The sequence below is a fragment of the Mesorhizobium sp. P2_B5 genome (assembly GCF_056404775.1).
The window spans coordinates 30,654-51,411 of the sequence record NZ_JBFUDJ010000017.1; the positions used below are offsets into that span (position 1 = coordinate 30,654).

Annotated in this window: 20 protein-coding genes; 9 read left to right on the forward strand and 11 right to left on the reverse strand. The window is 63.0% G+C overall.

Features of this window, described 5'->3' with window-relative positions:
* Positions 1-41 precede the first annotated feature (41 nt).
* The gene (locus tag AC1D1N_RS30735; protein ID WP_112564313.1) at positions 42-473 is read left to right on the forward strand and encodes a CBS domain-containing protein; all 432 of its coding nucleotides are present in this window, start codon (positions 42-44) and stop codon (positions 471-473) included.
* 48 nt (positions 474-521) lie between these two features.
* Here the strand turns inward: AC1D1N_RS30735 and AC1D1N_RS30740 are convergent, their stop codons facing one another.
* Complete coding sequence (locus AC1D1N_RS30740) at positions 522-779, reverse strand: YjhX family toxin (protein WP_477353027.1); 258 nt, start codon at positions 777-779, stop codon at positions 522-524.
* 283 nt (positions 780-1,062) lie between these two features.
* On the opposite strand from AC1D1N_RS30740, the gene gatB reads away from it, so the two are divergent.
* Positions 1,063-2,562 carry an Asp-tRNA(Asn)/Glu-tRNA(Gln) amidotransferase subunit GatB gene (gene gatB / locus AC1D1N_RS30745; protein WP_477353029.1) on the forward strand — a complete coding sequence of 500 codons (1,500 nt, stop codon included), beginning with the start codon at positions 1,063-1,065 and terminating at the stop codon, positions 2,560-2,562.
* Between the two features lie 4 nt (positions 2,563-2,566).
* A complete protein-coding gene (locus AC1D1N_RS30750) occupies positions 2,567-3,055 on the forward strand; it encodes a GNAT family N-acetyltransferase (RefSeq protein WP_436260104.1) in 489 nt (162 codons plus the stop codon).
* A 17-nt stretch (positions 3,056-3,072) separates the two neighbouring features.
* Here the strand turns inward: AC1D1N_RS30750 and AC1D1N_RS30755 are convergent, their stop codons facing one another.
* The 3 genes from AC1D1N_RS30755 to panB form a co-directional block, all read right to left on the reverse strand.
* Entirely contained in the window at positions 3,073-4,233 is a 1,161-nt protein-coding gene (locus AC1D1N_RS30755; RefSeq protein WP_477353031.1) for a helix-turn-helix transcriptional regulator, read from the reverse strand.
* A 218-nt stretch (positions 4,234-4,451) separates the two neighbouring features.
* Positions 4,452-5,309 carry a pantoate--beta-alanine ligase gene (panC, locus tag AC1D1N_RS30760; protein ID WP_477353033.1) on the reverse strand — a complete coding sequence of 286 codons (858 nt, stop codon included), beginning with the start codon at positions 5,307-5,309 and terminating at the stop codon, positions 4,452-4,454.
* A complete protein-coding gene (gene panB, locus AC1D1N_RS30765) occupies positions 5,306-6,136 on the reverse strand; it encodes a 3-methyl-2-oxobutanoate hydroxymethyltransferase (protein WP_477353035.1) in 831 nt (276 codons plus the stop codon). Before panB ends, panC begins: the two co-directional genes overlap by 4 nt.
* A gap of 226 nt (positions 6,137-6,362) precedes the next feature.
* On the opposite strand from panB, the gene AC1D1N_RS30770 reads away from it, so the two are divergent.
* The 3 genes from AC1D1N_RS30770 (at position 6,363) to AC1D1N_RS30780 (ending at position 7,890) form a co-directional block, all read left to right on the forward strand.
* Positions 6,363-6,761, forward strand: coding sequence for an NADH:ubiquinone oxidoreductase subunit NDUFA12 (locus AC1D1N_RS30770; protein WP_112564327.1), 399 nt, complete (start codon positions 6,363-6,365; stop codon positions 6,759-6,761).
* Positions 6,762-6,877: 116 nt separating this feature from the next.
* Positions 6,878-7,429 (forward strand): DUF2155 domain-containing protein, encoded by a 552-nt coding sequence (locus AC1D1N_RS30775; RefSeq protein ID WP_352585943.1) that lies wholly within the window; start codon positions 6,878-6,880, stop codon positions 7,427-7,429.
* A 74-nt stretch (positions 7,430-7,503) separates the two neighbouring features.
* Entirely contained in the window at positions 7,504-7,890 is a 387-nt protein-coding gene (locus AC1D1N_RS30780) for a hypothetical protein (RefSeq protein WP_477353037.1), read from the forward strand.
* 45 nt (positions 7,891-7,935) lie between these two features.
* Here the strand turns inward: AC1D1N_RS30780 and aat are convergent, their stop codons facing one another.
* The 6 genes from aat to AC1D1N_RS30810 all read right to left on the reverse strand — a co-directional run bounded on the left by aat (position 7,936) and on the right by AC1D1N_RS30810 (position 13,282).
* A complete protein-coding gene (gene aat, locus AC1D1N_RS30785; RefSeq protein ID WP_142864893.1) occupies positions 7,936-8,553 on the reverse strand; it encodes a leucyl/phenylalanyl-tRNA--protein transferase in 618 nt (205 codons plus the stop codon).
* A gap of 27 nt (positions 8,554-8,580) precedes the next feature.
* Positions 8,581-9,924 (reverse strand): acetyl-CoA carboxylase biotin carboxylase subunit, encoded by a 1,344-nt coding sequence (gene accC / locus AC1D1N_RS30790; protein WP_112564333.1) that lies wholly within the window; start codon positions 9,922-9,924, stop codon positions 8,581-8,583.
* A 10-nt stretch (positions 9,925-9,934) separates the two neighbouring features.
* On the reverse strand, positions 9,935-10,396 hold the full coding sequence (accB, locus tag AC1D1N_RS30795; RefSeq protein WP_477353039.1) for an acetyl-CoA carboxylase biotin carboxyl carrier protein: 462 nt from the start codon (positions 10,394-10,396) through the stop codon (positions 9,935-9,937).
* Between the two features lie 26 nt (positions 10,397-10,422).
* On the reverse strand, positions 10,423-10,857 hold the full coding sequence (aroQ, locus tag AC1D1N_RS30800; RefSeq protein ID WP_112564337.1) for a type II 3-dehydroquinate dehydratase: 435 nt from the start codon (positions 10,855-10,857) through the stop codon (positions 10,423-10,425).
* A gap of 151 nt (positions 10,858-11,008) precedes the next feature.
* Positions 11,009-11,812 (reverse strand): DsbA family protein, encoded by an 804-nt coding sequence (locus AC1D1N_RS30805; RefSeq protein ID WP_477353041.1) that lies wholly within the window; start codon positions 11,810-11,812, stop codon positions 11,009-11,011.
* Between the two features lie 57 nt (positions 11,813-11,869).
* Positions 11,870-13,282, reverse strand: a complete 1,413-nt coding sequence (locus tag AC1D1N_RS30810) for a M48 family metalloprotease (protein ID WP_477353043.1) — start codon at positions 13,280-13,282, stop codon at positions 11,870-11,872.
* A gap of 156 nt (positions 13,283-13,438) precedes the next feature.
* Between AC1D1N_RS30810 and AC1D1N_RS30815 the strand changes: the two genes are divergently transcribed.
* On the forward strand, positions 13,439-14,587 hold the full coding sequence (locus tag AC1D1N_RS30815) for a pyridoxal phosphate-dependent aminotransferase (RefSeq protein ID WP_477353045.1): 1,149 nt from the start codon (positions 13,439-13,441) through the stop codon (positions 14,585-14,587).
* Positions 14,588-14,598: 11 nt separating this feature from the next.
* Positions 14,599-15,528, forward strand: a complete 930-nt coding sequence (locus AC1D1N_RS30820) for a glutaminase (RefSeq protein WP_477353047.1) — start codon at positions 14,599-14,601, stop codon at positions 15,526-15,528.
* Between the two features lie 229 nt (positions 15,529-15,757).
* Here AC1D1N_RS30820 and AC1D1N_RS30825 read toward each other — a convergent pair whose 3' ends face one another.
* On the reverse strand, positions 15,758-18,730 hold the full coding sequence (locus AC1D1N_RS30825; RefSeq protein ID WP_477353049.1) for an Rne/Rng family ribonuclease: 2,973 nt from the start codon (positions 18,728-18,730) through the stop codon (positions 15,758-15,760).
* 649 nt (positions 18,731-19,379) lie between these two features.
* On the opposite strand from AC1D1N_RS30825, the gene AC1D1N_RS30830 reads away from it, so the two are divergent.
* A complete protein-coding gene (locus tag AC1D1N_RS30830; protein ID WP_477353051.1) occupies positions 19,380-20,639 on the forward strand; it encodes an N-acetylmuramoyl-L-alanine amidase in 1,260 nt (419 codons plus the stop codon).
* The last annotated feature ends 119 nt before the right edge of the window (positions 20,640-20,758 follow it).

Sequence of the window (20,758 nt, forward strand, 5' to 3'; positions counted from 1 at the left end):
GCGGGAGCTGGCTAGGCAAGCAGGAGGAGGAGGAGGACGCCATGACAGTTAAGGCAATTCTCGAGAAAAAAGGCCATGACGTGTTCACGCTCGGGCCGAATGAAAAGCTGAGCGAAGCCATTCGAATCCTGGTCGACCACAAGATCGGTGCACTGGTCATCACCAATGGCGATCGCAAGATCGTCGGTATCCTTTCCGAGCGCGACATCGTGCGGGTGGTTGCCAAGGAAGGCGCTGCCGCACTTGATATAGCGGTGCGCTCGGCGATGACGCCGAAAGTGAAGATCTGCAACGAGAACCACACGGTCAACGAGGTGATGGAGATTATGACCAAAGGCCGGTTCCGCCATCTGCCGGTGGAAAAGGACGGGATGCTCGACGGCATCGTGTCGATCGGCGACGTGGTCAAGCGCCGCATCGAGGATGTCGAGCGCGAGGCTGAAGAGATCCGGGCCTATATCGCAACGGCTTGACTCGACGAAGAATCCGCCGACCGGAAGACCGGCCGGCGGTATTTTACTCTATCGGTTGTCTAGTTCGGAGCGGACGAGTTGCAGTCCGCGCCTTGTGATGCGGTAGGGGCCGCCATCGCAAGATGAAACCGCCTTCCTTCGCCTCAGTTTTCGAAACAGATCGAGATCGACGCCTGGATAGTGCCAGCCGTCGCGCGTCATGCATTTGACGTTGGCAATGCGTTTCTTGTCGTTCTTTTCGACTTCGATGCGCCCGCCCCGTGCGAGCAGGTGCAGGATGCGCTGTTCAGTGCGCGAAATATCCATTGGAGAAATTCCCGGGAAAACGAAAAATGCCGCCGCCGCGAAGCTTCGCGGCACGGGGTTTCAGGTCTTCTTGCCCTGCCTCGCTACGAGGTCAGGGCCTTACCGGGACTGAGCGTAAGTGGACATCCACTCTCCATTGGGATGGGCGTCCTATAGGCGAAAGTGGCGGAAAAGGCCAGACTGCGGCTTTGGCCTTGTCTCTTTTGGCGGTTTGCACTAGCGAAGTTTCACATCCAAATATGCGTCTCATGCATATCCGAGAATTCTAGGTACGCAGGCCACCATGACCCTCATCGATACCCGCACGCCCGACGCCAAGCGCCTGATCTCCGGCGCCACCGGCGATTGGGAAATCATCATTGGTCTCGAAGTGCACGCGCAGGTCATCTCGGAAGCAAAATTGTTTTCTGGCGCTTCGACCGCTTTCGGTGCGGCCCCCAACGCCAATGTCAGCCTGGTCGATGCGGCCATGCCGGGCATGCTGCCGGTGATCAACGAGGAATGCGTCAAGCAGGCGATCCGCACCGGTCTCGGGCTGAAGGCGCAGATCAACCACAAGTCGGTTTTCGACCGGAAGAACTATTTCTATCCGGATCTGCCGCAGGGCTATCAGATCTCGCAGTTCAAGCAGCCGATCGTCGGCGAAGGCACGGTTATCGTTTCTGTCGGCCCCGACCGCCAGGGCGAATTCGAGGATATCGAGGTCGGCATCGAGCGCCTGCACCTGGAGCAGGATGCCGGCAAGTCGATGCACGACCAGCATCCGACCATGTCCTATGTCGACCTCAACCGTTCGGGCGTGGCGCTGATGGAGATCGTCTCCAAGCCTGACCTGCGTTCCGGAGACGAGGCCAAGGCCTATGTCACCAAGTTGCGCACCATCATGCGCTATCTCGGCACCTGCGACGGCAACATGGACGAAGGCTCTATGCGCGCCGACGTCAACGTCTCGGTACGCCGGCCCGGTGGCGAGTTCGGAACGCGCTGCGAGATCAAGAACATGAACTCGATCCGCTTCATCGGCCAGGCCATCGACTATGAGGCGCGCCGCCAGATCGCCATCCTGGAGGACGGCGGCAAGATCGAGCAGGAAACGCGGCTGTACGATGCGGTCAAGGGCGAGACGCGCTCCATGCGTTCGAAGGAAGAGGCGCATGACTACCGCTATTTCCCCGATCCCGATCTTTTGCCGCTGGAATTCGACCAGGCCTATGTCGATGCGCTGGCCAAAGACCTGCCGGAACTGCCCGACGACAAGAAGGCGCGGCTGGTCTCTTCGCTCGGGCTATCGACCTACGACGCCTCGATCCTGGTGTCGGAAAAGCCGATCGCCGATTATTTCGAGCAGGTGGCCAGCGGCCGCGACGGCAAGCTTGCCGCCAACTGGGTCATCAACGATCTGCTCGGCCAGCTCAACAAGGCCGGTAAAGATATTGAAAATGCTCCGGTTTCGCCGGAGCAGCTCGGTGCCGTCATCGACCTGATCAAGGAAGGCACCATCTCCGGCAAGATCGCCAAGGATCTGTTCGAGATCGTCTGGAACGAGGGCGGCGACCCGCGCCAGCTGGTCGAAAGCCGCGGCATGAAGCAGGTCACCGACACAGGCGCCATCGAGAAGGCGGTAGACGAGGTCATCGCCGCCAACCCAGACAAGGCCGAACAGGCGCGCGCCAAGCCGACCATGGCCGGCTGGTTCGTCGGCCAGGTGATGAAGGCCACCGGCGGCAAGGCCAACCCGCAGGCGGTCAACGATCTGGTCAAGGCCAAGCTCGGCATCGAATAGGGCCATGTTCGTCCGCACCGCCAGCGAGCGCGACCTTGCCGCCATCCGCGCGCTGCTGGTCGAAACCTGGCATGCGACCTACGACGCTATCTACGGCACTGAGCGGGTGAGAGAAATCACCGACGACTGGCATTCGATCGCCTCGCTCAAGGCGCGGCTGATAAGGCCGAATTCAGAATTCCTGGTCGCCGACGACGGCAAGCGCCTCGGCGGCATGGCTTTCGCCGCCGCTACGACGGATGCGAAGATCGTGCTGTTGAACCAGCTCTATGTCCTGCCCGCCTGCCAGCGGCAAGGCATCGGCCAGGCCTTGCTGGACGAGGTCGAGGCCAGCTTTCCCGAGGCAAACACCTTGCGCGTCGAGGTGGAAGAGGCCAACAAGCCGGCCATTGCCTTTTATCGGGCGAAAGGGTTTGTGCCAGCCGGCAGCACTGCCGATTGCGGCGGTGGCTCAGGATTGCCAGCGCTGATCTTTGAGAAGCCACTGGGATAGATAGCTGACGGCGCATGTCAGGCCGAGCGCAGCGGCGGCGTCAATTCGCGCATCAAGAGTTGGAGCTCGCGCTGGTCGCCGGTGGCAGTCTTGTCGAAGATCGTCGCCAGCTGTGATTTGATGGTGCCGTCCGAGACGCCGCTGGCAGCCGCGATTTCGCGCCGCGTCCGGCCAGCGAAGACATGGCCGGCAACGCGCTTTTCCGCCGCGGTCAATCCGAACAGCGCTGCGATCGCTTCCAGCGCCGGCACGGGTGTTGCGCCGGCGGCGGCGATGAAGATGGCGGCGGCGGCGCGTTGCGACATGCGGGCCGAAATGTCGCGTCGCGCCAGCGGCATGACATGCGCCACCGCCGGAATCATGGACCGGACCAGGGGGATGTTGATGCCGGAAGCTCCGAGCGCGAATTCGTTGCGCGTGCCGAGCTGCACGGCGCGGCCGATCGCGGTGTTGGCGTTTCCGTAGGCGAAGGAGAGCTGGCCGCGCACCGAGGATACCGAGGTGTTCTCCGAGAGCAACGCCTCGGCTGCCGGATTGGCGAAGATGATCTGCATGTCGTCGGCGACGATCAGCACCGGATGGTCCAGGCTCTCGATGATCGAGGCAAAGATGTCGGCCTTGCGCCGCTCGGCCTCGAACAGGTCGCCGATGGTCACCGCGCGCCGGACATGGGGTGCGAGCGTGGAAATCAGGTCGAGATCCCTGGCTGAAATCTGCGGCCTGTCCTTGTCGGTCACCACCATCAGCGTGCCGGTGCGCGCCGGCTGCTTCATCAGCGCCACCCAGAAGAAATCGTCGAGACGGTTGGGTTCCACCCACTCGCGCACGATGCGGCTCTCAATCCAGTTCTGCCGCGCGTCAGGGCCTTGCAGCGCATAGACGCTATCGACGGTGAACGGCATGTCGATCTCCATCTTCGGCAGCGCCTTGAAGAACGGCACTTCGGAGGCGTAGTCGCGCTGCAGCGGCTCGAGCAGGGCCGGGTCGCCGCAACACATCGAAAACCGCGCCGAATTGCTCGATATGTCGACAACCGCCAGCATGGCAAGCCGGCCGATCGCCAATTTGCAGATTGATTCAAGCGTCGACTGCCAACGGCCGACATCGGCAATCGAATCGTAAATTGCCTCGACGATCTGCGGCAGAGCGCGACCGTTGATGTTGGGCTGGATAGACATAGAGCCTCGTTTGCATCGCAGCGTAGTGGCAGGTCACACATTATCTCTGCCTGAGGTAACACCACATTGCCGGGTACGCCGCGTCTGTGAAACATCTCACAGCGACGTTTTGGTGTGTTATCGCTATCAGACCAGCCGATATGACCCTGAAGGACCGCTGTTTACGGGCACTCGCGCCAAGCCGCGATACAAATCAAATTGAACGGATTTGGAATTCTTCAGGGAATAAATGAGGAAACTTCCACATTGTCGATCAGCCTGGTCCTGCCAAGCCAGGCCGCAGCGAGAAGGCGGCCGTCGCTGTCACGCCGCCAGGGGGCAAGGGTCAGGCTTTCGCGCGCGGCGACATAGTCGACGCGGTCGAAGCCTGCCTCGAGAAGCGAGGCGGCAGCCTTGGCGGTCACGCTGCTTTCGTCGGTGCCGGCCGCAAGCGCTGCCGCCGCATGGCGCAGGATGACGTTGAGCTGGCGTGCGACACCGAGTTCGGCAGCGCCGAGATAAGCATTGCGCGACGACATTGCGAGGCCGTCCGCATCGCGCACCGTGGGCGCGCCGACAATGTCCACCGGCAGGTCGAGATCGCGGCAGAGTTTTCGGACGACGCAAAGCTGCTGGTAGTCCTTTTCGCCGAAGATGGCGCGGTCGGGCAAGGCTTGCAGAAACAGCTTGGCCACGACGGTTGCGACGCCCTCGAAGAAGGTCGGCCTGAAATCCGACTCCAGCCCCGACGACGGGCCGCCGACCGAAATCCTGGTCGCGAAACCCTCCGGGTACATTTCGGAAACCGCCGGCGTGAAGGCAAGATGGGCGCCGGCCTGTGTCAGCCGGTCGAGATCGCGCACCAGCTGGCGCGGATATTTGTCGAGGTCTTCGGTGGGCGCGAACTGGGCAGGATTGACGAAGATCGAGACGATGCAGCGATCGGCCGTCGAAAGCGCGGCCCTGACCAGCGAGATATGGCCGTCATGCAGCGCGCCCATGGTTGGCACCATGGCAACGCTGAGGCCGTCGCGCCGCCAGTCGCGGATCGCGGCGCGAAGGGCAAGCACAGTGTCAACAACGACAGGCTGGTTCATGCGTTATCCTTGCCCGTTTTGGCTGAAAAGACATGGCCCGGTCCGGGAAAGGTGCGACTGCGCACCTCTGCCGCATAGTGCGCGGCGGCATCGGCGACCACACTGCGCAAATCGGCATATTCCTTGACGAATTTCGGCACCCGGTCGACGGTCAGGCCGATCATGTCGTCGATGACCAGAATCTGGCCGTCGCAATCGCTGCTGGCGCCGATGCCGATGGTCGGAATGGCGATGCGCCGGGTCAGGTCGGCGGCAACAGTCTCGACGGTACCTTCGATAACCAGCGAAAACGCGCCGGCCTTTTCGACCGCATCGGCGTCGCGTATGAGGGCAGCGACATTCTCCGGCGTGCGGCCCTTGATCTTGTAGCCGCCGTCCTTTTCCACCGATTGCGGCTGCAGGCCGATATGGCCCATCACCGGAATGCCGGACGCGACGATGGCCGCGATCTGACCGGCCACGTCAACGCCGCCTTCCAGCTTCACCGCCTGGCAGCCGGTTTCCCCGACGATGCGGCGCGCCGAGGCAACGGCTTGCGCGGCCGATTTCTCATAGCTGCCGGCCGGCATGTCGACCACCACGCAAGCCTTTGCCGAGCCGCGCATCACAGCCTGGCCATGGGCGATCATCATCTCCGGTGAGGCGCCCAGCGTGGTCTTGTGGCCATGCAGCACCATGGCAACGCTGTCGCCGACCAGGAGAAGGTCGACATGGTCGTCGAGCAGGCGGGCGACGGGATAGGTGTAAGCGGTCAGACAGACGATCGGCACGCCGCCCTTGCGGGCGCGTATAGTCTCCGCGCTGATCCTGACGACAGCTGGGGCCATTCCTCACCTCCCGCAGCCGGCGTTGACCAGCGCCGGGCGATGAGAGCTTTAGGAAGACACAGCCGGCTTGGCAAGCGTAGTGCTCGCAGCTGCGAAATGGATCGACCCATGCTTATGCTTTCGGTGTGCCGTCAGTGCCGCAGTCGCCGCAAAACCCTTGCCTTCGCGATGACCTGACGCCATAAGCAGGGAAGCAGGCACCGCCGCGCGCGCCGCGAGGATTTTGATGAAAACCTTCCTTACGCAGTTTTTCACCTGGTGGAACAGCCAGACGCTGGGGACGCGTTTCCACACCTGGCGCCACGGCAGCAAGGTCGGCCAGGACGCGACCGGCAATGTCTACTACGAAGGCGGCGTCGATTCGGAAGGCCGCACCCGCCGCTGGGTCATCTACGCCAACTATTCGGAAGCCTCGGCTATTCCCCCGGGCTGGCACGGCTGGATCCATCACCGCGTCGATGTCGCGCCGCCGAGCGACGACTATCGCCCGCGCGAATGGGAAAAGGCGCATGAGCCGAACCTCACGGGAACGCCGGCCGCCTATCGCCCGAAGGGTTCCGTGCTCACCAATCAGCACCGTCCGCAGGTGACGGGCGATTACGATGCGTGGACGCCTGGCTCTTGACCGCCGGCCGGTCTTTTGTCGCCACAATTGGCGTTTAGCTGCTTGTTGGTATGACAACGGCGACTAGCCTTGGGCGTGACAGAATCACCCAGGGCCCAAACCACCGGTATATCAGCATGAACATTTTCAGCCTGACATCGATGGCCGGACTGACGGCAGTTGCCGCTGTTGCCATGTGCCCGACAGCGTTTGCGGCAGCCCAGGAGCCTGCCGCGGCGCCGGCAATCTCGGAACGCATCACTAACCCGGTCGCTGAATTCGCCGGCATCGACAAGATCACCGGCCGCATCATCACATTCGATGTCTATATCGACGAAACGGTGCAGTTCGGCGCTTTGCAGGTGACGCCGCGCATCTGCTATTCGCGGCCGGAGAACGAGGAACCGAAGACCGATTCCTTCGTCGAGGTCGATGAGATCACGCTCGACCGCAAGATCCGCCGTATCTTCACCGGCTGGATGTTCGCCGAAAGCCCCGGTCTCAATGCCGTCGAGCATGCCGTCTATGACGTGTGGCTGAAGGGCTGCAAGCAGAAGTCGGATGTGCCGCCGCCGGACGCGGCCAAGGCCGAGACCCCCAAGGTCGATACCTCCAAGCCGAAGCCCGCCGCTGCTCCGGCTGTGGAACAGCCAGATCCCGCGGAACCTGACGCGACCGACACCAACTGATCCTCCGGAACCGTCATGGCCACCACGCGTTTGGCCATGACGACCGCGCATTTATGCGCTTGGAGGATTTTGCGATGTCAGACAGCAAGCGGATCACGGCCAGCAAGAAAGAACTGCTCGACCTTGAAAAGGGGTTCTGGACGGGCGACTCGGCCTATTACGCGGCCAACGCCGACACAGAATGCCTAGTGGCATTTCCTGAGATGGCAAAGGCGATGGACAATGCCGACCTCGCCAAGACCGCGACCAAGCCCAACCGCTGGCGCGATCTGCAGATCGACCTCAAGGGCATCATTGAGCCGGGCAGCGACATTATCATGCTGACCTATGAGGCCCGCGCTGTCAGGGAAAACGGCGAGCCCTACGCCGCGCTTGTCAGCACCGGCTATGTCCACCGCGTCAACGGCTGGAAGATGATGTTCCACTCGCAGACACCGATGGAGACCGCGGCAAAGGGCTGATCTTCTTTCACCGGTCAAGCGGACCGGCCGCGCCCGGTATGCCGGTCAGGGATAAAATACTGCTTCGCCCTTCAGCGCGTCGGCCAGCATCTTCTCGTATTTGCCACGCGGCACGTCGACCGCGCCGAAACGCTTGAGGTGTTCGGTGGTGAACTGCGTGTCGAGCAGCGCGAAGCCGCGCGCCTTCAACCGCTCGACGAGATAATAAAGGCATGTCTTGGACGCATCGGTCTCCCGGGCGAACATGCTTTCGCCGAAGAACACCCGGCCGAGCGACACACCATAGAGGCCGCCAACAAGCCGTTCCTCGCGCCAGGCCTCGACCGAGTGACAGTGCCCGAGCCGGTGCAGTTCGATATAGGCTTCGCGGATCGGCGCGTTGATCCAGGTCGAGCGGCGCTCCTCACGCTTTTCGGCGCAGCCATCGATCGTCGCCTCGAAATCGAAGTCGAAGCGGATGTCGAACGGGTGCTTGCGGATCGTCTTCTTCAGGCTCTTCGGCGTGTGGAACGCCTCGAGCGGGATGATGCCGCGCGTCTCCGGCCGCACCCAGAACACCTCAGGGTCCGAAGCGCTCTCGGCCATCGGAAAGACGCCCGAGGCATAAGCCTTGAGCAAAAGGTCGGTCGGAATGCGATAGCCGGGCGCGTAGGGGCGGGTCATCGCTGCATCATAGCGGCAATTTGGGCGCTATTCCTCTTTGGCCAGATACTTTTCCAGCCAGTGGATGTCGTAGTCGCCATTGGCGATGTCGGCATTGCCGACAAGGTCGCGAAACAGCGGCAGCGTCGTTTTGATGCCGTCGACGACGAATTCGTCGAGCGCCCGGCGCAGCCGCATCATGCATTCGACGCGGTTGCGTCCATGCACGATCAGCTTGCCGATCAGGCTGTCGTAATAGGGCGGGATCTTGTAGCCGGAATAGACACCGGAATCGACGCGGATGCCGAGGCCGCCAGGCGTGTGGAAATGGGTGATCGTGCCGGGCGAGGGCGTGAAGGTGCGCGGATCCTCGGCGTTGATGCGGCATTCGATGGCGTGGCCATTGAACTTGATGTCCTCCTGGCGCACCGAAAGCCCGCCGCCTGAGGCGACGCGGATCTGCTCGTGCACGAGATCGATGCCGGTGATGGCTTCCGTCACCGGATGCTCGACCTGCAGGCGCGTGTTCATCTCGATGAAGTAGAACTCGCCGTTCTCGTAGAGGAATTCGATGGTACCGGCGCCGGAATAGCCGAGGTCGGCGATGGCCTTGGCGCAGATACCGCCGATGCGGGCGCGCTCCTCGGCGTTGAGGGCCGGCGAGGGCGCCTCTTCCCAGACCTTCTGGTGGCGGCGCTGCAGCGAACAGTCGCGCTCGCCGAAATGCACGCCGCGGCCGGCGCCGTCGCCGAACACCTGCACCTCGATGTGGCGCGGCTTTTGCAGGTATTTTTCGATGTAGACGGCATCGTCGCCGAAGGCCGCACCCGCCTCCGTGGAGGCTGTCTGCAAGGCGATCTCAAGGTCGGCCTCGGTAAGAGCGACCTTCATACCGCGCCCACCACCGCCCGCCGAAGCCTTGATGATCACGGGATAGCCGATCTCGGCGGCAATGCGCTTGGCTTCCTTCTGATCGGTGACGGCGCCGTCCGAACCCGGCACGACCGGGATGCCGAGACGCTTCGCGGTGCGCTTGGCCTCGATCTTGTCGCCCATGATGCGGATATGGTCGCCGGACGGGCCGATGAAGGTGATGTTGTGGGCGGCCAGGATGTCGGCGAACTTGGCGTTCTCCGACAGGAAGCCGTAGCCCGGATGCACGGCGTCGGCGCCGGTGATCTCGCAGGCGGCGACGATCTGGTGGATGTTGAGATAGCTGTCGCGCGACGGCGGCGGGCCGATGCACACGCTCTCGTCGGCAAGCCTGACATGCATGGCGTCCGCATCGGCGGTCGAATGCACCACCACGGTCTGGATACCGAGTTCCTTGCAGGCGCGCAGCACCCGAAGCGCGATTTCGCCGCGATTGGCGATGAGGATCTTCTGGAACATCCGGCCCGCTCTACTCGATCACGACGAGCGGCATGCCGTATTCGACCGGCTGGCCGTCCTCGAACAGGATCGCCGTCACCGTGCCGGCCCGCGGCGAAGGGATCTGGTTCATCGTCTTCATCGCCTCGATGATCAGCAGCGTCTGGCCTTCCTTGACCTTCTGGCCGATCTCGATGAAGGCCTTGGCGTCGGGCGAGGGGGCGAGATAGGCGGTGCCGACCATCGGCGAGGGGACCGCGTTCTTGGACGGATCGGCCGCCGCGGGTGCAGCAGCGCTCGCCGCGGGCTGCGCGGCCGGCGCATAGCCTGCTTGAGGTGCTGCAACGGCGTGGACGGCCGCCGGCGCCTGGCGCGATACGCGCACCTTCAGGTCGCCGAGCTCGACCTCGATCTCGGTGAGGTTGGTGTCGTTCAGTATGCCCGCCAGATCGCGGATCAGTTGCTGGTCAACACCGGTCTTCTTTATCGACATTTTCGAGCCTTCTGTTTGTGGGCCGGTCATAGGCGTGCCGCCAGCGCCTGCAGCGCCAGCGAGTAGCCAAGCGGCCCGAACCCGCAGATCATGCCGACAGCGACCGGCGCGACCATGGAGACATGGCGGAATGGTTCCCGCGCGTGGATGTTGGAGAGGTGAACTTCGGCGACGGGCAGCGGCGCGATGGCGCGGATGGCGTCGTGAATGGCGATCGAGGTGTGGCTGTAGGCACCCGGATTGATGACGATGCCGGCGGCCTTGTCGCCGGCCTCCTGGATCCAGTCGACGAGGTCGCCCTCATGGTTCGACTGGCGAAAATCGATCTCGAGGCCAAGTGCGGCGCCTGCCTGCTTGCAGTCGTCGGCGATCGCGGCAAGCGTCTTGCCGCCATAGATGCCGGGCTCGCGCTTGCCGAGCGCGTTCAGGTTGGGACCGTTCAGGACGAAAATCGTTTTCAAAAATGCCGACCTTTTCCCAGCACCTGCCTCAAGCCGGCGCGCAGGGCCTTCTATAATGGGCATAGTCGCCCGCGGAAAGAGCGCAAGTGCGATCTTTCCCTGTCCACAACAGGCCGAAATGTGCCCGTGAGAAATAGGCTCGCGCGCAAGATCAGAGAGCGGCTTTCGCCGCCTCGATCTTTTCGGCCAGCACTTCCTGGCCAAGCGCACCGAACACCACCTCGTTGCCGACCACGTAGGACGGCGTTCCGGTGATGGCCAGCTTGTTGGCGAGGTCGAAGGTCTTGGAGAAAGCCTCGGTGATGGTCGGATCCTTCATCTTCTCGCGCAACTCCGCCTCATCGGCGCCGAGCGACAGCGCCACCTTGATGGCCGCAGCCTCTGTGGCGCGGCCCTGGCCGCCCAGCAGCGCATTGTGGAACTCGCCATACTTTTCCGGCTTCATCAGGTGGAAGGCCATCGAGACGACGCTGGCCTTCTGCGAATCCGGGCCGAGGATCGGGAATTCCTTGAGCACGAAGCGCAGGTCCGGATCGGACTTGGTCAGTGCCCGCATGTCCTCGATGGCGCGTTTGCAGAAGCCGCAATTGTAATCGTAGAACTCGACGATGGTGACCTTGCCCTTCGGATTGCCGACGACGCCGTCGAAGGTCGAGTTGAAGATCTCATCCTTGGCCTTCTCGATAACGCCGAGGGCGGCGATCCGCTGTTCTTCCTTCTGCTTGGCCTCGAGCGCGTCCTGCACTTCGAGCAGAACCTCGGGGTTCCTCAGCAGATAGTCGCGGATGATGCCCTCGACCTCGGCGCGGTCGATCTTGGTGTCCGAGGACGCTACCTGCACGATCTGCGCCGTATCGGCCTTAGCCACCTGCGGACTGCCGGCGACGAACCCGAAAGCCAGCATGGCAAGAGCAGCCGCCACTCCCGTCGTGCCTAGCAATATTGCCTTGTTCATCGTCTGATCCTCTTACCGGTTCCGGTCTATCTTAGTCGCTGCGAGCGACCGGAAGGTTCATTTCTTGAGTTTGCCTGAAGGGTTGTAGTTTATGATGTCCTGCGCGCGAATCCAGCCGGGCTCGCCGCGCTTCAAGTCCTTTTGCGCGCGCATGGCAAAGATTTTCGCATTCTTGTAGTCGCCGGAATAGAAATGGCCCTCGGCGGTGGCGAGCTCCGCGGCCGGGATGTTGCTGAGTTCGCCATAGGCCTGGGCCAGATAGCGGTACCCGGCGGTGTTTTCCTTGTCGCGCCCGAGACCGTTGTTGATCTGCACCACCGCCTTCTTCAGTGAATCGGGCGTGCCGATGGCCATCAGCGCCTGGCCGAGGGACACGGGCAACAGGCCCGACTTCACCGGATCGAGGCTGACCGCCTTGGCATAGGCATCCGCCGCGTCCTTCGGCTTGTTGGCCTTCATCAGGATGTCGCCGCGCAATTCCTGGAAATAGGGGTTCTTCGGCTGTTCCTTGATCAAGGCGTTGGTCTTGGTCAGTGCCGCACCCAGATTCCCGTAGAGATAGGCCATCTGCGCCTCGCCATAGCGCGATGGGAGGCTGCCCGGGGCCTTGCGCATCAGCCGCGTCGCGGCGGCCTGGCCGCCCATATAGGCGGCGATCTTGATGCGCATCATGTCGTGCCGCTGCTGCAGCGCGGGCGGATCGACCTTGTCGACATTGGGACTTTGCTTGACCAGCACTTCGAGATTGGCGATGCGCTCCTGCGGCATGGGATGGCTGATCCGGTAGGGATCGACCTGCGTGCCGGACAGAGACAGCGCGTTCTGGAAGCGGGCGAAGGTCTTCAGCATGCCCATGCCGGACTGGCCGGTGGCGTTGAGATAGGTGATGGCCGAGCGGTCGGCGGTCGACTCTTCGGTGCGCTGGTAGGCAAGAATGCTGCGCTGCGCCATCTCGCCGCCGCCGGCGGCGACACCCATGCCGGCACCGGCAAGGCCGCGGCTGTTGGTGGTGGCGCCGGCAACGATGGCGCCGGCGCCAAGCAGCGTGGCGATGATGGCCATCGTCTTGGCGCGCTCGAGCTGGTCGCGCAATTTCTGCTGATGGCCGCCGGCGATGTGGCCGGCCTCGTGGGCGATGACGCCGATGATCTCATTGGGCGTTTCGGCCTGCATCAGCGCGCCGGTGTTGATGAACAGCCGGCGCCCGGTGACGAAGGCGTTAAAACTCTGATCGTTGACCAGGACGATATCGACGCCGTCATTGGCGAGACCAGCCGCCTTGAAGATCGGCCGCGCATAGTCGCGCACCAGCGCCTCGATCTCGGCATCGCGCACCACCGGCACCGCCTGTGCGAATGCTGTCACCGTGCCGGAGATCGCAACAGTGGCGGCAAGGAAAAGCGTCGCGAAGCCGCGCGCTGTCTTCACGATGGAATATTTTGAAATCGTCGATTTGGGTCGGCTCAGCATGAGGTCCACTGGTAAACGAGCGGGCGAACGATGAAAAGAGTCGGCACCGAAACTAGGCTAACTTGTGATCCTCACATCAATCGGGCATTTGTGCGGCGCTGCCATCGGGGTTGCTGACCTGGAGCGGCAAGGATTGGGCGGAAGAGGTGAGGTCAAATGGTTGTTTCGCTGTCGCGCCGCGGTGAAGTCGAGCCGTTTCACGCCATGGACATCCTGGCCGAGGCCAACCGGCTGAAGGCGACAGGCGTGCCTGTCGTCTCCATGGCTGTCGGCCAGCCATCCGATCCGGCGCCGGTGGGGGTCAGGGAAGCCGCCGTAAATGCGCTGAAGATCGGCCGCATCGGCTATACCGATGCGCTCGGCCTGGCGGATCTGCGCAAGGCGATCGCCGCGCACTATGGCGATCACTACGGAATCGATGTCGCGCCGAACCGCATCGCCGTGACGACGGGATCGTCGGCAGCCTTCAATCTGGCCTTCCTGGCGATGTTCGATCCGGGCGACCGCGTCGCCATCGCGGCACCCGGCTATCCCGCCTATCGCAACATCATGGCCGCGCTCGGCATCGAGATCGTCGAGATCGAGCTCGGCCTGGACGCTTATCTGCATGCCGACCATTTGAAGGTGGCGCATCGGGAAAACCCGTTGAAGGGCGTGCTGTTCGCCAGCCCGGCCAATCCGACCGGCGCCGTCATTCCCGCCGATGAACTCTCGGCGCTGGTGAGGACAGCCGAAGAACTCGGCATCGCGGTCATATCGGATGAGATCTATCACCGGCTGGCCTATGCCGCGCCCGACACTACGGCGCTGGCCTATGGCTCGGGCGTAACGGTGATCAATTCCTTCTCAAAATACTATTGCATGACCGGCTGGCGTATCGGCTGGATGGTGCTGCCGGACGCTCTGGTGCGGCCCATCGAGCGCATTGCCCAGAGCCTCTACATCTCGCCGCCGGAACTGTCGCAGATCGCGGCGATCGAAGCCTTCAAGGCGACGGAAGAGCTGGAAGCGGTGAAGGCGCGCTACGCCTGGAATCGCGAGCTGTTGATGCAGCGCCTGCCGGAGCTCGGATTTCCGCTGGCAGCCCCCATGGACGGCGCCTTCTACGCCTTTTGCGATGTCACCCGGCATACCAATGACAGCATGGCCTTTGCGCGAAAAATGCTGGCCGAGGCGCATGTGGCGGCGACGCCCGGCCGTGATTTCGATCCGCTGGCCGGACACCGAACGATGCGTTTTTCCTATGCCGGCAGCCATGACGATATGGTCGAGGCGATGACGCGCATCGAGCGCTGGCTGAAATAGCGGGGACGACAATGCCGGAACTCGAACAGGCGCTGGCCGATGTCGCCGCCGAGATGGCGGAACGCACCGATCGTGGCGACGTCGCCACCTACATCCCGCAGCTCGGCAAAGTCGATCCGAAGAAATTCGGCATTGCGGCGGTGACCAATGACGGCCGCGTGCTCGTCGCCGGCGACGCCGACCAGGCGTTTTCGATTCAGAGCATCTCGAAGGTGTTTACCCTGACGCTGGCGCTGGGCAATGTCGGCGACGCACTGTGGCAGCGTGTCGGGCGTGAGCCGTCGGGCAATCCGTTCAACTCGATCGTCCAGCTCGAGCATGAGAACGGCATCCCGCGCAATCCGTTCATCAATGCCGGCGCCATCGTCGTCTCCGACATCCTGCTCGCCGGCCACCAGCCGCGTGAAGCGATCGGCGAGATCCTGCGCTTCATCCAGTTCCTGGCCGATGACGAGACAATCATCATCGACCGCGAGGTCGCGGTGTCCGAGCGCGCCACCGGCTTCCGCAATTTTGCGCTTGCCAACTACATGAAATCCTTCGGCAATCTTCACCATGCGCCGGAGCTGGCGCTGGGCGTCTACTTCCACCATTGCGCCATCGCCATGAGCTGCCGGCAACTGGCGCTGGCCGGCCGCTTCCTCGCCAATGGCGGCAAGAACCCAGCGACCGGCCATTCCGTGGTGTCGGCCGAGCGCGCACGCCGCATCGGCGCCATGATGCTGACCTGCGGCCACTATGACGGCTCCGGCGATTTTGCTTTCCGCGTCGGCATTCCCGGCAAAAGCGGCGTCGGCGGCGGCATTCTGGGGATCGTGCCGGGCGTCGCCTCGCTCGCCGTGTGGTCGCCAGGTCTCAACGCCAACGGCAATTCGAAGCTGGGGTCGATCGCGCTGGAAAAGCTGGCCAGGATGATGAACTGGTCGATCTTCGCGCCCTAGGACTTACCGATATTCAGGTGAGGCCGGCCTGCGAATGGCAGCTTCCTGCGCTTCCGGTGCTCACGTACTTTAAGTACGCTCCGCTCCGGTTCTCGGAAGCCACCATTCTCGACTCGGCCTGACCTGAATCTCGGCAAGTCCTGACGTCGCGCCACATAACAAAAAGTCCCGCGTCGTGGTTCGAACGACGCGGGTTTTGTCAGAAATCTATCTTAATTAGCTGAAAAGCTTAGAAAAAGCCCTTCCGCTGCCACCAGCCGGCACGCTTCGGCTTTTCCTCGGCCTTGGCCTCATCGGCGACAGTCGACGAGACCACCGGCACGACAGGGGCATCGATCGCCACAGGCTTGCGCCGGGTCGGGCGGGCATTGGCGGGTGCCTGTTCCTCGGCGGCCGGGGCGGCAGGCGCAGGCGTCTGCGCCTCGACCGGTGCAATGTCCTCGACAGCGGCGGCAGCCGGCACTTCGGCCACCGTCTCGGCGGGGATTTCGGCCGCGGCCTTCTTCGCCCTCGAGGCGCGCTTCTTCTTCGGCTTTTCGGCTGGCGTGTCGTCGTTCGCCGCGGCGGGAGCCGCGGCTTCTTCAACCGCTACCGCAGCGACCGGTTCGCTTGCGACCGTTTCGGCTTCAGCAGCATCGGCCACCGAAGCGTCGGCGCTTTCGCCGGCTTCGGTCTCGGTGCCGCCTTCGCCGTCCTCGCGGCGATTGCGCTTGCCACCGCGCTTGCCGCGCCGGCGCTTCTTGCCCTGGGTGTCATCAGACGCTTCCACCGTTTCGACGGCACCAACCGGGGGTTCGTCTTGCGGTGCAGCATCGTCGCCGCCCGGTTCAGAGGCAAAGTCAGCGCTTGCCGCAGCGGCCGAAGCGCCTTCGGCGGTCTGGCCATGCTCGCGCTCGCCGTGCTCGCGGTCGCGATCCTTGCCACCACGCCGCCTGCGGCGCTTGCGGCGCTTGCGGTCGCGGCCTTCGCCGTCCTCAGCCGATCTCGGCTGCTGCTGCGACTGCGGCTGCGCCTGGCGCGGCTGCTCGACCTGCACCACAACCTCGTCGTCTTCCTCCTCGATGACGATTTCGTCCTCGGGCTCTTCCGGCTCGACATAGGCGGGCAGGCTGCGCTGCTCGACAAAGCCTTCCGGCTTTTCGGCAATAGCGCCGCGGAAGATGGCATAGTGCTGCACACCGACCGTGTCATCAGCTTCGATGGTGATGGTCAGGCCGAAGCGGCTTTCGAGTTCCACCAGGGTGCCGCGCTTGTGGTTGAGCACATAGAGCGCGGTTGCCGCCGGCGTCCGCACGGTGATGTGGCTGCGCGAATCCTTGAGCAGGAATTCCTCGATCGCCCGCACCACCATCAGCGCCACCGACGAGTCGGAGCGGACATGGCCGGTGCCGCCGCAATGCGGGCAGGGCTTCATGGTCGATTCCAGCACGCTGGCGCGGATGCGCTGGCGTGACATCTCCATCAGGCCGAAATGCGAGATGCGGCCGACCTGGATGCGTGCCCGGTCGTTCTTGAGGTGATCCTTCAGTCGCTTCTCGACGGAGCGGTTGTTGCGGTTCTCCTCCATGTCGATGAAGTCGATGACGATCAGCCCGGCGAGATCGCGCAGCCTCAACTGCCGGGCGACTTCTTCCGCCGCTTCAAGGTTGGTGTGGAGCGCGGTGTCCTCGATCGAGTGCTCCTTGGTGGAACGGCCCGAATTGACGTCGATGGCGACCAGCGCTTCGGTCTGGTTGATGATGATGTAGCCGCCGCTCTTCAGCGTCACCTGCGGCTGCAGCATGCGGTCGAGCTGCGCCTCGATGCCGTTGCGCACGAAGATCGGCGTCGTGTCGCGGAACGGCTGAACCACCTTGGCGTGGCTCGGCATCAGCATGCGCATGAAATCCTTGGCCTCGCGATAGCCTTCCTCGCCGGAGACAAGAATCTCGTCGATATCCTTGTTGTAGAGATCGCGCACCGAGCGCTTGATCAGGCTGCCTTCCTCGTAGACGAGGGCAGGGGCGGTGGATTGCAGCGTCAGATTGCGGACGTTTTCCCAAAGCCGCATCAAATATTCGTAGTCGCGCTTGATTTCGGCCTTGGTGCGGCTTTCGCCGGCGGTGCGCAGGATGACGCCCATGCCCTGCGGCACTTCGAGATCGGCAACGACTTCCTTGAGGCGCTTGCGGTCGACCGCGCTGGTGATCTTGCGCGAAATGCCGCCGCCGCGCGCCGTGTTGGGCATCAGCACCGAATAGCGGCCGGCAAGCGACAGATAGGTGGTGAGAGCCGCGCCCTTGTTGCCGCGCTCTTCCTTGACCACTTGGACCAGCAGGATCTGCCGGCGCTTGATGACTTCCTGGATCTTGTACTGGCGGCGCACCGGCTTGCGGCGGTTGCGCACCTCTTCCAGCGCATCCTCGGCGCCGACCGATTCAATCTCGTGGTCGTCGAGATGCGAGGACTGCACCTCTTCCAGCATGCCGCGATCATTGTCGCTGGAGGTGGATTCGCCGCTGTGATCGGCCGAAACAGTTTCGCCGCTAGCCTCGCTGGAGGCCGCCTCGTCGCCGGCCTCAGCCGGCGGGATGGCTTCGGAGATCACATCCGCCTCGACGCTTGCCGCGATCGATGTCGGGCCGCCTTCTGACGGTTCGGTCTCGGATGTCTCGGTCTCGGAGGTTTCGCTGTCGCTATGCGCGGCGTGATCTTCATGCCCGGCGGTATCAGCCGCGGCATGCTCGGAAGCAGGCTCTTCGGCAACGGCATCGCTGCCGGTGTCCCCAATTTCGCCGCTTTCATCATCGGTGCCGGCGTCGCGCTTGTGTTCGCCACGCTCGCGGCCTTTGCCGCCGCGCCGGCGGCTGCGCCGGCCGCGATCACGGCTCTGGCGGTCGTCGCCGTCATTGTCCTCGTTCTCCTCGTCCTCGGCTTCCTGCGCTTCGGCGCGCAGCAGAGCCTGACGATCGGCGACCGGGATCTGGTAATAGTCGGGGTGTATTTCACTGAAGGCGAGGAAACCGTGACGGTTGCCGCCATATTCGACAAAGGCTGCCTGAAGGGAAGGTTCGACGCGCGTTACGCGGGCGAGATAGATGTTTCCTTTAAGCTGCTTCTTGTCCTGGGATTCAAAGTCGAATTCTTCAATACGGTTACCGCGGATAACGACAACGCGTGTTTCCTCCGGGTGGGAGGCGTCTATCAGCATTTTGTTGGGCATTATTACGTTTCCTCCCGGCAGCCGCCAGCCGCAGCTTGCGAGGCAAAGCCCGCTGCTGCGTGTCTGTCATGTGGGTGCCGGATGTCTGGATGGTTGCTGGCCGCCGCTTGAGCGCCATGGCGGTGCCGCCCGCAGCCATAATGGCGCGGTTTGATGCGGACCTTTCCATGATTGCGCTTGAAGCCATCGTCACCAGCAGAACCTTTTGAACCAAAGCCCGGACGAACCGGACCAGCTTGTTTGCTCATACAGAGCCGGCACGGGAACAAACCCGGCCGTTTTCCTCACGCAGGCGATTCCCCCGCCACGGGCGCACACCTGCGAAATTCGTCGCGATCACCTGAAGCCTTTTCGCTGGAAGCGAAAGGAGCCGCCTTTCATCTGACCTGTAGCGGGAAGCTGCGGGAGAAGCGGTTCCAGGATTGCAGTGATCCACCATCGCTTTTATGATTTGACGGGGTGGAAGGCAACCCCGATTTCGGATGCCGGCAAAAAGCAGTGCCGTAACGGAAGCACAGGCCTTAATGCTCAATGAAAAGGCTTGGTTAACCTTCTCTGGATACCAATCGTTAATCGAGTCTGCGGCCTGACCGGCATTTCGACCAACCACGCGGGCGCGAGGCGCCAAACCGGGAGCGACTGCAAAGAGATGGGACTGGCGGGCACCACAGACAAGGGCCATGGCCGTGCAGGCCTTTTGCTGCGCCCTGCGATTGTGCTTTTGCTGCTGGCGCTCTGCTTCGGTTTTGCGCCGGGCTCACGCGCGGCTGATGCGCCGCTCGGCGCCACTGCCTACAAGATGGCGGGCGACGCCACCAAGATGCGCATCGTCATCGATTTCGACCGCGAACCCGATATCAAATGGTTCCTGTTGCGCGGCCCCAACCGGCTGGTCGTCGACCTGCCGCGCACACGATTCGCAATCAGCGCGAAGGACGCCAAGGCGCGCGGCCTGGTCAAGGCGGTGCGCTATGGCGATCAAGGCGAGGGATCGCGGCTGATCCTGACCGGCAAGGGGCCGTTCTCGGTCGACAAGCTCGACGTGCTCAAGAATGATGACGGAACCGGCTACCGCATCGCCATCGACATGTCGGCGGCCTCGGATCGCGAGTTCGATGAAGCCCTTGCCAACCAGGCGCTGACCACCGGCTCGACCGTCTCCACCGACAAGGGCGCCAGGGTCGGCACCGGGCCGGTCTCCAACCCGGGGCATCGCTTCACCGTCGTCATCGATCCCGGCCATGGCGGCATCGACGGTGGCGCCGAAGGCCTCAACGGCACCATCGAGAAGAACGTCACGCTGGCCTTCGCCATCGAATTGCGCGACAAGCTCACCGCCGTCGGCAACTACGACGTGTTCATGACGCGCGAGGCCGACGAATTCCTGCGGCTCGACGACCGCGTGCGCATCGCCCGCCAGCATGAGGCGGACCTGTTGATCTCGATCCATGCCGATACGATCAGCGTCAAGGGCATCAGAGGCGCCACCGTCTACACCGTCTCCGACAAGGCATCCGACCCGGAAGCGCAGGCGCTGGCCGATCGCGAAAACCTCTCCGACCAGTTCGCCGGCATGGTGATCAAGGACGACAACAAGGAAGTCACCGACATACTGATCGACCTGATCCGCCGCGAGACGCATAATTTCTCGATGAGTTTCGCCCACACCCTGGTTGGTCAGCTGTCCACCAGCGTCGGCCTGATCAACAATCCACAGCGCTCGGCAGGCTTCAAGGTGCTGAAGGCGCCCGATGTGCCATCGGTGCTGGTCGAACTCGGCTATCTCTCCAACGCCAAGGACGAGGCGCAGCTACTCGACGCCGACTGGCGCGGCAAGGCGGCGCAGAGCATCACCAACGCCGTCGCTTTGTTTGCCTCCGCCAAGATGGGAACGGGAACCGGAGGCTGAGATGGCCGACGCCGCCTACAACCAGAGGCAGCGTTGCACGACGACAACACCGGGCGCTTTTATTTCCGGTGGGGGATGCAGAAATCGGGCGCTGCCCCATTTTGTCCACATGGTGGCGA

Excerpts from the sequence above, each read along its gene's own strand:
- AC1D1N_RS30830 (WP_477353051.1), top strand. The coding sequence starts at position 19,380 with ATGGGACTGGCGGGCACCACAGACAAGGGCCATGGCCGTGCAGGCCTT.
- AC1D1N_RS30815 (WP_477353045.1), top strand. The coding sequence starts at position 13,439 with ATGGTTGTTTCGCTGTCGCGCCGCGGTGAAGTCGAGCCGTTTCACGCC.
- gatB (WP_477353029.1), top strand. The coding sequence starts at position 1,063 with ATGACCCTCATCGATACCCGCACGCCCGACGCCAAGCGCCTGATCTCC.
- AC1D1N_RS30735 (WP_112564313.1), top strand. The coding sequence starts at position 42 with ATGACAGTTAAGGCAATTCTCGAGAAAAAAGGCCATGACGTGTTCACG.
- AC1D1N_RS30750 (WP_436260104.1), top strand. The coding sequence starts at position 2,567 with ATGTTCGTCCGCACCGCCAGCGAGCGCGACCTTGCCGCCATCCGCGCG.
- accB (WP_477353039.1), bottom strand. The coding sequence starts at position 10,396 with ATGTCGATAAAGAAGACCGGTGTTGACCAGCAACTGATCCGCGATCTG.
- panC (WP_477353033.1), bottom strand. The coding sequence starts at position 5,309 with ATGAACCAGCCTGTCGTTGTTGACACTGTGCTTGCCCTTCGCGCCGCG.
- AC1D1N_RS30805 (WP_477353041.1), bottom strand. The coding sequence starts at position 11,812 with ATGAACAAGGCAATATTGCTAGGCACGACGGGAGTGGCGGCTGCTCTT.
- AC1D1N_RS30755 (WP_477353031.1), bottom strand. The coding sequence starts at position 4,233 with ATGTCTATCCAGCCCAACATCAACGGTCGCGCTCTGCCGCAGATCGTC.
- AC1D1N_RS30820 (WP_477353047.1), top strand. The coding sequence starts at position 14,599 with ATGCCGGAACTCGAACAGGCGCTGGCCGATGTCGCCGCCGAGATGGCG.
- panB (WP_477353035.1), bottom strand. The coding sequence starts at position 6,136 with ATGGCCCCAGCTGTCGTCAGGATCAGCGCGGAGACTATACGCGCCCGC.
- AC1D1N_RS30780 (WP_477353037.1), top strand. The coding sequence starts at position 7,504 with ATGTCAGACAGCAAGCGGATCACGGCCAGCAAGAAAGAACTGCTCGAC.
- AC1D1N_RS30810 (WP_477353043.1), bottom strand. The coding sequence starts at position 13,282 with ATGCTGAGCCGACCCAAATCGACGATTTCAAAATATTCCATCGTGAAG.
- AC1D1N_RS30770 (WP_112564327.1), top strand. The coding sequence starts at position 6,363 with ATGAAAACCTTCCTTACGCAGTTTTTCACCTGGTGGAACAGCCAGACG.
- accC (WP_112564333.1), bottom strand. The coding sequence starts at position 9,924 with ATGTTCCAGAAGATCCTCATCGCCAATCGCGGCGAAATCGCGCTTCGG.
- aat (WP_142864893.1), bottom strand. The coding sequence starts at position 8,553 with ATGACCCGCCCCTACGCGCCCGGCTATCGCATTCCGACCGACCTTTTG.
- AC1D1N_RS30775 (WP_352585943.1), top strand. The coding sequence starts at position 6,878 with ATGAACATTTTCAGCCTGACATCGATGGCCGGACTGACGGCAGTTGCC.
- AC1D1N_RS30825 (WP_477353049.1), bottom strand. The coding sequence starts at position 18,730 with ATGCCCAACAAAATGCTGATAGACGCCTCCCACCCGGAGGAAACACGC.
- AC1D1N_RS30740 (WP_477353027.1), bottom strand. The coding sequence starts at position 779 with ATGGATATTTCGCGCACTGAACAGCGCATCCTGCACCTGCTCGCACGG.